Origin of the sequence: Streptomyces sp. PKU-EA00015 (assembly GCF_013387495.1) — a bacterium.
Taxonomy (GTDB): domain Bacteria; phylum Actinomycetota; class Actinomycetes; order Streptomycetales; family Streptomycetaceae; genus Streptomyces.
Map to the genome: position 1 here is coordinate 20,915 of NZ_JABZEE010000088.1, position 11,223 is coordinate 32,137.

Consider the following 11,223-nt stretch of genomic DNA (forward strand, 5'->3'; position numbering starts at 1 on the left):
TACCCTCGCGCGATGACTGCTCTGCATGGCGTGCGTTTCGCCTTCGGCACGCTGACCGTGCTCCCCGTGCGGGTGACCCGCTGGGACCGTGACGCCGCGCGCACCGGAATGCTGTGCGCGCCGCTCGCCGGCCTGGCCGTGGGCCTGGGCGCCGCGGCGCTCGGCGGCGTCCTGCTCCTGCTCGGCTCGGGGCCGCTGCTCGCCGCGGTCGCCACGGCCGCGGTACCGGCCGTGCTCACGCGCGGACTTCACCTGGACGGGCTGGCCGACACGGCGGACGGCCTGGGCAGCGGGAAGCCCGCCGAGGACGCGCTGCGGATCATGAAGCAGTCGGACGTCGGCCCGTTCGGCGTGATCACGTTGCTCTTCGTGCTGCTGGCGCAGGTCGCGGCGCTGAGCGGGCTGTACGCGCAGAGCTGGGTGCTCGGAGCGGGCGCGGCGGCCCTGTCGGCGGTCACGGCCCGCTTGGCCCTGACCCTCGCGTCCCGCACGGGCGTCCCGGCGGCGCGCCCGGAGGGCCTCGGCGCGGCGGTCGCGGAGTCCGTCCCCGCACGTCTCGCGTTCGCGGTGGCGGCGCTGGTGACGGGGTGCGCGGCGGGCGCGGGCGCGCTGACCGGCCCGTACGGTGCCCCGCACGCGGCGCTCGCGGTCCTCGCGGCCCTGGCCGCGGCGCAGGTGCTGCTGCGGCACTGCGTGCGCCGCTTCGGCGGGGTGACGGGCGACGTGTTCGGCGCCTTGGCGGAGACGGCGGGGACGGCCGCGCTGATCGTGCTGACGCTGGGTCACCACTTCGGCCGGTAGGCGGAGGGCGCCAGCGCGTGCGGGAGCGTGCCCCACGGATGGGCGCCCGTGCCGGGGACCACGCAGTGGATCGCCGCGCCCGCGCGGGCGTCGGGCGGGGCCGCGTAGACCAGATGGCAGAACCGCTCCGGCGGGTGCGCGGACGTCCAGGACGGGACGCCCGTCGTGCGGTAGGCGTCCCAGGGGCCCTCGAACGTGACGAGCAGGTCGGCCAGTTCGGCGTAGGCGGGGTCGGGGTGGACGCCGTGGTTGAGGACGACGGTCGTGGCGCCCGCGGCGCGGGCGGCGACGGCGATGCGACCGTAGTGCGGCAGGGTCTCCGGGCCGGAGGCGACCTGGTCGAGGAAGACGCCGTCCGTGGCGTACCAGTCGCGGTGGCGCAGCAGGTCGGCGAGGACGGCGGCGTGCGGGCGGCGGCCGTAGTCGGTGTCCACGTAGCCCACGACCCGCACCCCGGCGTCCCGCAGCCGGGCCGCTACCGCGGCGAACTCGGCGTCGGGTGCGGCGCCCGGGCCGCTGGCCGGGTTGAGGACGACCCCGTAGAGGCGGGGCGCGGCCGCGACGACGGCGTCCCAGGCGGCGGGGCGGTCGGCGGGGTGCTCGTAGTACGGGACGAGGAGTCTGCTCATACGCGGTGTGCCGTGGCCCGGCCCAGGAGGGTGCAGACGAGTCCGACGAGGACGGCCGCCGCCGTCGCCGCGACGGCGAGCCCCGCCGCCCGCGGGCTGCCCGTGCCAGTGGCGAGCGCCGCGGTCTGGACGAGCGCCGCCGCGCAGCACACGCCGGCCGCGACGGTGACGGCGCCGAACGACTGGAGCAGCAGCCCGGTCCACAGCACCGTGCCGATGAGGAGCAGTGTCGCGAGCCGTACGCCGCCGAGCGCGGGAGCGCCGGGCCACAGCAGGGTCCCGGCGAGCGCGAGCGCGAACAGGACGGCGAGGTAGCCGGCGAGGCACTCGGCGAGCACGGAGGCGGCGGTGCGCCGGAAGGCGCGGGCCGTGGTGCTGGCCCGCAGCCCGGCGAGGGTCTCGCTGCGGAAGCGGTGCAGCAGCCACTCGGCGGGCCCCATGCTGAGGGTGAGCGCGACGGCGGACGGCGCGGCGACGGCGGCGCCGGTCAGCCCGCCGAGGACGTCACCGAGGGCCGTGTACAGGACGAGGACTCCGACGCCGAGCCCGGACAGCCCGTGCGGCACGGACGCGACCAGCCGCGGCGCGGCGAGCGGCGGTCGCCTCCTTCGGGCCGCTCTCAGCAGGCAGAGGCGGCCTGCGCCCGAAGCCCGCGGCACCCCGTCGGGAGCCGGGCGTGCGCCGGCGGCGGACACGGGCCGCACGCCCGCCGTGCCGCCGTCGCCGGCGCGCTCGGAGACGGGCGCCCGACCGGCGATCGAGCTCAGCCTGCCCGCCACCACGTCGACAGGTCGGGGACGGCCTCCTTCCGCACCGGGCCGGCGGGTGGGCCACCCGTGCCGGAAGCCGCGCAGCGCACCCTGTGACCTCGCGCCCGGTAGCCGCGTCACCGTGCCGGTGGCCGGGTGCGTGCCGCACGCGGACCGTGCCCCGGCCGTGCCGCCGTCACCGGCGGCCGGCCCCGCATCCCCGCGCGGGCGCTGCCCGGCCGGGGCGCGGGGGTCCCGTCGTCCTGGCCCGTCGCGCCGGACGCGCCCCCGCACTCCGCGCAGACGCACACCTGCCCCGGCCGCCGGGCGCAGCACCGCCGTCGCCGTCGCCAGGGCCGCCGTCAGCGACGCCAGCAGCAGGCCCGTGCGCGCCCACAGCGGTATCGCTTCGTGGAGCAGGACCAGGACCGTACCCGACGGGAGGGGCGACAGGCACCAGAGCAGGGCCCGTTCGCGGTCCAGGACCAGCAGGGGCGTCGCCGCCGCCAGGTAGAGCGACTGGACCGCGGCGAACACCGCGGACGGCCACTGGCCCGCTCCGGTGCACAGCAGCGCCGCCGCCGTGCCGAGCACGGCCCCCGCCGGGGCGCCGGCGCGCAGGCAGCGGACGGCCGAGGCCCGGTCGCCGAGGCCGAGCCACGCGTAGGCCCGGTGGGACAGCGCCTGGTTCCACGTCCAGCCCGTCAGCGCGCCCGCGAGCAGCGGCGCCAGGGCCGCTCCCGCGAGGAGCGGCGCGGCCAGGACGTAGGCGAGGCCGGGCAGCGCGAACACGAGACCGCGCAGCAGGCAGCCGAGCAGTCCCACCTGCCAGGGGTCGGCGGGCGGTCCGGGAGGCTCGGGGTGGGCGCGGGGGACCTTGGCGTACAGCTCCTCCGCCAGCGTGAAGGAGTCCGGGCGGCCGTAGGTGAGCCGGATGTGGTCGTCCGTCATGCCGTCGGACTCGAGCACCGCCGCGATCTCGTCGGGGTGCACGGCCGCGGCGAGGACGTCGTGCAGCCGCTCCGCGAGCGCGTCCACCGGGTCGGCCGCCGTCCCGCCGCGCTGCCGCGGCAGGACGGGCAGGGCGTCGGCCCGCGGCCCCGGCCCCTGCCACAGGGGACCGCTCACCCGGCCACCGCCTCGGCGTACCGAAGCTGTGCCACGGGCTCCGGGAAGCCGGCCAGTTCGCGGTAGATGCGGCGGAAGCCGTCGACCGACCGCGTCAGCGTGAACCGGTCGACGACCCGCTGCCGGGCCCGCCGCCCCAGCTCCGCGCGCCGCCCGGCGTCCCTCAGCAGGCCGAGCGTCGCCTCGGCCATCAGCGCCGGTTCACGCGGCGGCACCACGAGGCCGGTGTCCCCGACCGCCTCCCGCACGCCGCCCACGTCCGTGGACACGGTCGCCCGCCCGCAGGACATCGCCTCGATGAGCGAGAAGGGGAACCCCTCGCTGATCGAGGAGAGCAGCACCACGCTGCCCGCCGCGTACGCCCGCGCCACGTCACCGACCCGGCCCTCCCACGCGATGCCGTCCACGACGCCCAGTTCGGCCGCGAGCTTCTCCAGCCGGACCCGGTACGCCTCCCCGCCCGCGGGCACGCCGCCGAACAACCGGAGCCGTACGGCGGGCAGTTCGGCGCGCACCATCGCGTACGCGCGGATCAGCGTCTCCAGGTCCTTGATGGGGTCGATCCGGCCGGCCCAGGAGAGGGTGGGCACGTCGGGTTCGGGCCCGGCGTCGGGGAAGGCGTGCGGGTCGACGCCGTTGTAGACGGTGCGGATGCGCTCCGGGGGCGCGCCGCCCCGCTCCTCCCAGCGCCGGTTGTACCGGTTGCAGGGGGTGATCAGGTCCGCCCGCCGGTAGCCGAGCGAGTTCAGCTCCCGGTAGAAGCTGAGCATCAGCGTCTTCACGGGCGCGCGCTGCGCCTGGGCGCGGTAGCCGAGATAGCGCTCGCGCAGGTAGATGCCGTGCTCGGTGAGCAGGAAGGGCACACCGTCGACGTGCTGGGCGGCGAGTGCCGGGAGCGTGGCGAGCCCGGCGCTGACGGCGTGCGCGATCGCGTCGTCGGGTATCCGCGCCGCCAGCGGGCGCAGCGCGTGCTCCAGGAGGTCGGTGGCGGTGAGCGCGTCGTGCACGGTGGGCCCGGTCGCGGAGATCTCCAGGTGCGGCATCGTCCAGAGCCGTATCAGGGAGCGCAGCACGGACTCGGAGCGCAGCGCCGCCGTCAGCCCGCCGTCGCGTGCGTAGCCGGTGAGTTCGTCCAGCGCCGCGCCGAAGTCGCAGTCGGCGGCCGGGTCGAGCAGCGACAGCAGGAAGCGTTCGTAGACGTCGAGGAAGCGGCGGCGTTCCCGCCGTGGCAGCCGCCGGCGGGCGGGCTCGGGGCCCCACAGCGGGAAGGAGGTGTGCCGGTAGACGTTCGGCGGCAGTTCCCAGGCGACCGGCTCGCGCCCGCTGCCGGTGAGGGCGACGACCTGGAAGTCGACCTCCGGCATGCCGCGCACGAGCTGGTCGCACCAGGTGGACACGCCCCCGTGGACGTGCGGATAGGTGCCTTCGGTGAGCATGGTGACATGGCGGCCACAGCTCAGCATGGTTCGTCCCCCCAGGACAGCGGTCGGCGAGCGGTCGATACGTCGAGGGCTCAGCGGCTCAGGACGGGAGCCTCAGCGTGATCGCCGACTGGAGCGGTGCGGGCGTGGTCCAGGCGGACCGCGCCCCGGCGTAGGCGGTGCCGAACGCCGTGGTGGTCAACAGAAGTTGCTTGCGGGTGCCGTCCGGCGCGGTGACGGGTGCGGCCACGCCCGACGGCGCCTTGACGGTGACGGTGCCGCCGATGCGGTACGCGGTGACCCTGCCCTGCGCCAGCGCCCTGCTCCAGGCGGCGCGCCGCGCGAGCTCGGTGCCGGTGTCCCGCTGGCGCGGGTTGACAAGTGGGGTGTTCTGCGCGAACAGGACGCGGTAGTCGGCGAGCACCTTGTCGAGCACCGGGTAGAGGATACGTTCCTCCGCGAGGTTGGACTGGTGGACGTAGTGCGGGCGGGGGTCGTTGGCGACGACGTGGCCCAGCGCGGTGCGGGCCTCCTGCGGCACGATGTACGACGCGTAGCCGGTGGCGGTGTCGAGCGGCTCGGGCAGGCAGGTGGAGGACGGGTCGGTCTCGCAGACGCCGCTGCCCCCGTCGGCCGCCGAGCTGTAGATCCAGTTGTACTCGTCCGTCATCTCGGCCGCGGTGCCCACGTTGTAGTACACGTTCATCGGGTGGCGGGGAACGGTCCGGGCGGCGCCCACGGGACGCTGCTGCGGTTCGCGGGAATTGTCGCTCGCGATCCATGTGACGCCGTTGTCGGCGAGGGCGCCCGCGAGGTTCGGGTTGTCCACCGGCTGCTGCGGCAGCGTCCTGAGACCGGAGTGCTCGCCGGTGACGAGCTCGGCGCGGTCGACGGCGAGGCCCTTGCGCACGGCCCAGTCGTGGTTGTCGCGGATCTGCGCGGAGATCTCGGCGCGGCTGGTCCAGCGCGTGTTGCCCGCGGCGTCCTTCGCGCACTGCCACGGCACGACGGACACGTCCTGGACGCAGCCGAGGAAGGGGTGGGTGTAGGTGTGGTTGATCCAGCGGTACTGCGCCTTGTCGGCGAGGAGCCGGTCGGTGAGCGGGTCGCTGCCTCCGTGCTCGGCCCTCCACTCCTCGCCCGCGCCCGCGTTGTGCACCATGTCGAGCGTGAAGCCGGCGGTGCGCTGCCAGGCCGCGGCGTACGCGGCGTCGTCCGCGGTCATACGGATCGGGGCCGTCTCCTCTCCGGCGCCGGTGCAGTCGAAGTCGCCGGGGGTGCAGTTGCGGTCGGTGTCCCAGCGGGCGTCGGGCGCGAAGACGTCGTCGACGTGCACGGAGAAGTACTGGCGGCTCTGCCCGAGGTGGACGCCCTGGGTGAGCCATTCGACGATGCCGCGGGCCAGGACCCGGAACTGCCGCTGGTGCCGGTTGTAGGCGAAGGTCACCACCAGCTCGCTGCGTCCGTCGTGGGCGTACTCGCCGATGAGGCTGCCGCGCGCGGTTCCGTCGCCGACGGGCGTGTCCAGGTAGCTGGTGAACCCTTCGCGCGGCCGGCCGGCATAGCCGTAGCTCTCCGTCACCGTCGGCGAGTTGTCCTCGAAAGCGACGGGCCCGTCGAGGTAGTGGAAGGGACCGGAGCGGCCGGCCGCGGTGAGGGCGCTCGGGGCGCCGTCGAGGGCGCCCGCGTATCCGCCGACGTCCACGTACTCCAGGCCGACCCGCGGATGCGACCAGGTGTGGGCGTCGACCTGACGAATCCCGAACGTCCTCTCGTACGCGAAAAGCGCCGCGTTCTCGTCCGCCCCGCGGGCCGTGTCCGCGCCGAACGGGTCCTCGTCCGGGACGACCACGCCCTGGTACTTCGCGCGCGGCCGGCCGTCGAGGGTGTCGCTCAGGAACGCGGCGTCCACGACGGGCCGGCCGGGGTCGGTCAGGTCGACCTTCCGGTACGGCACCCCCGTGCTCTGCAGTTCCGAGACGATCGCGTCGACCGCGCCGCCGCCGTCGTCGACGACGAGGACGGTCAGATCGATCCGGGGCAGCGGTGCGGCGGCGGCCGAGGCCGCCGGGACCGCCGTCGCCAGCGAGGCGGCGGCGACGACCGCCGCGGCGGCTCTGCCCATGCGTGATCCGTGCAACTCCATGATTCCCCCCTTGCATGCCCTCCCCGGGCACGGTCAGCCACGAGGAGGATCCGTGGAGATGATGCAAAGGAACACGGCGTCCCCTTGCCCGAACGGCCCGACTGTGGCTGACCTCTCACGGCCTTTGGCTCAAAGATGAAAGAGACACCACGCACGAGTGAACCGCCGTCGCCGTGAGCGAGGCGTACGACCGCGCGTAGGCTCTTCCCCGTCGTGGGATGCCGATCCATCCCCGTGTACGGCCGCTGCGGCCTCGGAACTCAACGGAAGCGAGATTTCACCACCGTGACTGCTCTCACTCTCAGCACTGCCGGCGCGGCGACGCTGCGCGCCGACGCCGTCGTCGTCGGTGTCGCCAAGGGGGCCAAGGGCCCGGTGGTCGCACCGGGCGCGGAGGCCGTGGACCAGGCGTTCGACGGCAGGCTCGCCGCCGTCCTGGAGACCCTCGGCGCGAGTGGTGCCGAGGGCGAAGTGACCAAGCTCCCCGCACCCGTCGGCGTCAAGTCGCCGGTCGTCCTGGCGGTGGGGCTCGGCGCGGCGCCCGAGCAGGACGAGGCGTACGAGACCGAGGCGCTGCGGCGTGCGGCCGGCAGCGCGGCCCGCGCGCTGGCCGGCTCGAAGAAGGCCGCCTTCGCGCTGCCGATAGAGGCGGTCGAGGACGCGGAGGCCATCGCCGAGGGCGCGCTGCTGGGCGCGTACGCGTTCACCGCCTACCAGGAGAACGGCAAGAACGGCAAGAAGCCGCTGGCCGAGGTGGCGCTGCTCGGCGCGAAGCCGCGCGACAAGGCGTTCAAGGCCGCCGCCGAGCGCGCGATCGCCCTCACCGAGGAGATCAACCGCGCCCGCGACCTGATCAACACCCCGCCGAACGACCTCACCCCCGAGTCCTTCGCCGCCATCGCCACCGCGGCCGGCAAGGAGCACGGCATCAAGGTGCAGGTGCTCGACGAGAAGGCGCTGGCCAAGGGCGGCTTCGGCGGCATCCTCGGCGTCGGCCAGGGCTCGCAGAACCCGCCGCGCCTGGTGAAGCTGTCCTACACACACTCCAAGGGCGCCAAGCACCTGGCCCTGGTCGGCAAGGGCATCACGTACGACTCGGGCGGCATCTCCCTGAAGCCCGCCGGCCACAACGAGACGATGAAGTGCGACATGAGCGGCGCCGCCGCGGTGTTCGCCGCCGTCGTCGCGGCCGCCCGCCTGGGCCTCGAGGTCAACGTCACCGCCTGGCTGGCGCTCGCCGAGAACATGCCGTCCGGCTCGGCCACCCGCCCCGGTGACGTGCTGCGCATGTACAGCGGCAAGACGGTCGAGGTGCTCAACACCGACGCCGAGGGCCGCCTGGTGCTCGCCGACGCGCTGACGAAGGCGTCGGAGGAGAACCCCGACGCGATCGTCGACGTGGCGACGCTGACCGGAGCGATGGTGCTGGCGCTCGGCAACCGCACCTTCGGCATCATGGCGAACGACGACGCCTTCCGTACGGCCGTCCACGAGATCGCCGAGGAGGTGGGCGAGGCGTCCTGGCCGATGCCGCTCCCCGCCGACCTGCGCAAGGGCATGGACTCGCCGACCGCCGACATCGCCAACATGGGCGAGCGCATGGGCGGCGGCCTGGTGGCCGGCCTCTTCCTGAAGGAGTTCGTCGGCGAGGGCATCACCTGGGCGCACCTGGACATCGCGGGACCGGCCTTCCACGAGGGCGCGCCGTACGGCTACACGCCCAAGGGCGGCACCGGCTCGGCGGTCCGCACGCTGGTCAAGCTGGCGGAGCGCACGGCCGCCGGCGACCTGGGCTGAGGCGTCTGTCCGGGGGCTCTGCCCCCGGACCCTCCCCCTACGGCCTGGCGGCCGTGGGACGGAACCCTGCCTACGCCCCGCGGGCGTGGGGGAGCCCCAGCACCTCGATCTCGCGGGGCTGGATCTCGCGGAGCGAGGTCCAGCCCGTCCGAGGCACCTCCACGGCCGCCAGGCGTACGCGGCCTGCGGCGAAGCCGCAGTTACGGGACGGAGTGGGGAAAGGGCCCGCGCAGCGGACCGCCCCCATACCCCCCGGTAGCCGCACAACGCGTTCAAGCTCACTGTCTCAAGCTCCGGCCCCGCGTCCCGCCGCCCGTCGACAAGTGCGAAGATGGGTTCTCGGCAGGACAGGGCCCCCACCACAGGGCCGAAGACTAAGCGGCCGAACACCAGCCGCCGCCCGTCATCGACGACGGCGAACGGCGCACATGCATGGAGGACGTGACGTGGCGAACGACGCCAGCACCGTTTTCGACCTAGTGATCCTCGGCGGCGGTAGCGGCGGTTACGCTGCGGCGCTGCGCGGAGCTCAGCTGGGCCTGGACGTCGCACTGATCGAAAAGAACAAGCTCGGCGGCACCTGCCTGCACAACGGTTGCATTCCGACCAAGGCTCTGCTGCACGCCGGTGAGATCGCCGACCAGGCTCGCGAGGCCGAGCAGTTCGGTGTCAAGACCTCGTTCGAGGGCATCGACATCGCCGGTGTCCACAAGTACAAGGACGACGTGATCTCCGGCCTGTACAAGGGCCTGCAGGGTCTGGTCGCCTCCCGCAAGGTGACCTACATCGAGGGCGAGGGCCGCCTGTCCTCCCCCACCTCCGTCGACGTCAACGGCCAGCGCGTCCAGGGCCGCCACGTCCTGCTGGCGACCGGCTCCGTGCCGAAGTCGCTGCCGGGTCTGGACATCGACGGCAACCGCATCATCTCCTCGGACCACGCCCTCAAGCTGGACCGCGTCCCGCAGTCCGCGATCATCCTGGGCGGCGGCGTCATCGGCGTCGAGTTCGCCTCGGCGTGGAAGTCCTTCGGCACCGACGTCACCGTCATCGAGGGCCTCAAGCACCTGGTCCCGGTCGAGGACGAGAACTCTTCGAAGCTTCTTGAGCGCGCGTTCCGCAAGCGCGGCATCAAGTTCAACCTCGGCACCTTCTTCGAGAAGGCCGAGTACACCGAGACCGGTGTGCGCGTCACCCTCGCGGACGGCAAGACCTTCGAGGCCGAGGTCCTGCTGGTCGCCATCGGCCGCGGCCCGGTCTCGGCCGGTCTCGGCTACGAGGAGCAGGGCGTCGCGATGGACCGCGGCTACGTCCTGGTCGACGAGTACATGCAGACCAACGTCCCCACCGTCTCCGCGGTCGGCGACCTGGTCCCGACGCTCCAGCTCGCGCACGTCGGCTTCGCCGAGGGCATCCTGGTGGCGGAGCGGCTGGCCGGTCTCAAGACCGTCCCGATCGACTACGACGGCGTGCCGCGGGTGACGTACTGCCACCCCGAGGTCGCCTCCGTCGGTATCACCGAGGCCAAGGCCAAGGAGATCTACGGTGCGGACAAGGTCGTCGCCCTGAAGTACAACCTCGCGGGCAACGGCAAGAGCAAGATCCTCAAGACCGCGGGCGAGATCAAGCTCGTCCAGGTCAAGGACGGTGCCGTGGTCGGCGTCCACATGGTCGGTGACCGTATGGGCGAGCAGGTCGGCGAAGCGCAGCTGATCTACAACTGGGAGGCTCTGCCGGCCGAGGTCGCGCAGCTCATCCACGCGCACCCGACGCAGAACGAGGCCCTCGGCGAGGCCCACCTGGCCCTGGCCGGCAAGCCGCTGCACTCCCACGACTGATCAGTCCGGGCGCGACGACCACTTCCGCACTTCCCCTCGCTCCTGCTTCGCACGAGCTGGGGAGACCCACCGTAAGGAGCAACTGAAACCATGGCGGTTTCCGTAACCCTTCCGGCGCTCGGCGAGAGCGTCACCGAGGGCACCGTCACCCGCTGGCTGAAGGCCGAGGGTGAGCGCGTCGAGGCCGACGAGCCGCTGCTCGAGGTCTCCACCGACAAGGTCGACACCGAGATCCCGGCCCCGGCCGCCGGTGTCCTGGCCTCCATCAAGGTCGCCGAGGACGAGACCGTCGAGGTCGGCGCCGAGCTGGCCGTCATCGACGACGGCACGGGTGCGCCTGCTGCCGCCCCGGCTCCGGCCGCCGCCGAGGCCCCGGCCCCGGCCCCGGCCCAGGAGGCCCCGCAGGCCGCCCCGTCCACCGAGGTCGCCGCTCCGGCTCCGGCCCCGACGGCCGAGGCCGCGTCCGGCGGCGGTTCCGCCGCCGGCACCGACGTCGTCCTCCCCGCGCTCGGCGAGAGCGTCACCGAGGGCACCGTCACCCGCTGGCTGAAGGAGGTCGGCGAGGAGGTCACGGAGGACGAGCCCCTGCTCGAGGTCTCCACCGACAAGGTCGACACCGAGATCCCGGCCCCGGCTTCCGGTGTGCTGCTGGAGATCGTGGTCGGAGAGGACGAGACCGCCGAGGTCGGCGCCAAGCTGGCCGTCATCGGCGCTCCG

The 11,223-nt window shown here is 73.8% G+C and carries 8 protein-coding genes; 4 read left to right on the forward strand and 4 right to left on the reverse strand.

The window, feature by feature from the left end:
- Positions 1-12: 12 nt before the first annotated feature.
- Positions 13-801 (forward strand): adenosylcobinamide-GDP ribazoletransferase, encoded by a 789-nt coding sequence (locus tag HW130_RS33730; RefSeq protein WP_177153591.1) that lies wholly within the window; start codon positions 13-15, stop codon positions 799-801.
- Here HW130_RS33730 and HW130_RS33735 read toward each other — a convergent pair.
- From HW130_RS33735 to HW130_RS33750, 4 genes are read right to left on the reverse strand one after another with little or no spacing between them, the layout of a single operon-like run.
- Positions 783-1,430, reverse strand: a complete 648-nt coding sequence (locus HW130_RS33735; protein WP_177153592.1) for a spherulation-specific family 4 protein — start codon at positions 1,428-1,430, stop codon at positions 783-785. The genes HW130_RS33730 and HW130_RS33735 overlap by 19 nt on opposite strands.
- The gene (locus HW130_RS33740) at positions 1,427-3,307 is read right to left on the reverse strand and encodes a hypothetical protein (RefSeq protein ID WP_177153593.1); all 1,881 of its coding nucleotides are present in this window, start codon (positions 3,305-3,307) and stop codon (positions 1,427-1,429) included. Before HW130_RS33740 ends, HW130_RS33735 begins: the two co-directional genes overlap by 4 nt.
- Complete coding sequence (gene pelF / locus HW130_RS33745) at positions 3,304-4,770, reverse strand: GT4 family glycosyltransferase PelF (RefSeq protein WP_177153594.1); 1,467 nt, start codon at positions 4,768-4,770, stop codon at positions 3,304-3,306. The genes HW130_RS33740 and pelF overlap by 4 nt, the downstream gene beginning before the upstream one ends.
- A gap of 58 nt (positions 4,771-4,828) precedes the next feature.
- Positions 4,829-6,874 (reverse strand): hypothetical protein, encoded by a 2,046-nt coding sequence (locus HW130_RS33750; protein WP_177153595.1) that lies wholly within the window; start codon positions 6,872-6,874, stop codon positions 4,829-4,831.
- A 285-nt stretch (positions 6,875-7,159) separates the two neighbouring features.
- Between HW130_RS33750 and HW130_RS33755 the strand changes: the two genes are divergently transcribed.
- The 3 genes from HW130_RS33755 to HW130_RS33765 all read left to right on the forward strand — a co-directional run.
- Positions 7,160-8,671: a leucyl aminopeptidase gene (locus tag HW130_RS33755; RefSeq protein ID WP_177153596.1), complete on the forward strand. Its 1,512-nt coding sequence runs from the start codon at positions 7,160-7,162 to the stop codon at positions 8,669-8,671.
- 446 nt (positions 8,672-9,117) lie between these two features.
- Positions 9,118-10,506, forward strand: coding sequence for a dihydrolipoyl dehydrogenase (gene lpdA, locus HW130_RS33760; RefSeq protein ID WP_177153597.1), 1,389 nt, complete (start codon positions 9,118-9,120; stop codon positions 10,504-10,506).
- A gap of 90 nt (positions 10,507-10,596) precedes the next feature.
- On the forward strand, positions 10,597-11,223 hold a 627-nt coding region (locus HW130_RS33765), incomplete at its 3' end, for a biotin/lipoyl-containing protein (RefSeq protein WP_305737820.1).

Coding starts and splice junctions, on each gene's coding strand:
- HW130_RS33730 (WP_177153591.1), top strand. CDS start 13: ATGACTGCTCTGCATGGCGTGCGTTTCGCCTTCGGCACGCTGACCGTG.
- HW130_RS33735 (WP_177153592.1), bottom strand. CDS start 1,430: ATGAGCAGACTCCTCGTCCCGTACTACGAGCACCCCGCCGACCGCCCC.
- pelF (WP_177153594.1), bottom strand. CDS start 4,770: ATGCTGAGCTGTGGCCGCCATGTCACCATGCTCACCGAAGGCACCTAT.
- HW130_RS33750 (WP_177153595.1), bottom strand. CDS start 6,874: ATGGAGTTGCACGGATCACGCATGGGCAGAGCCGCCGCGGCGGTCGTC.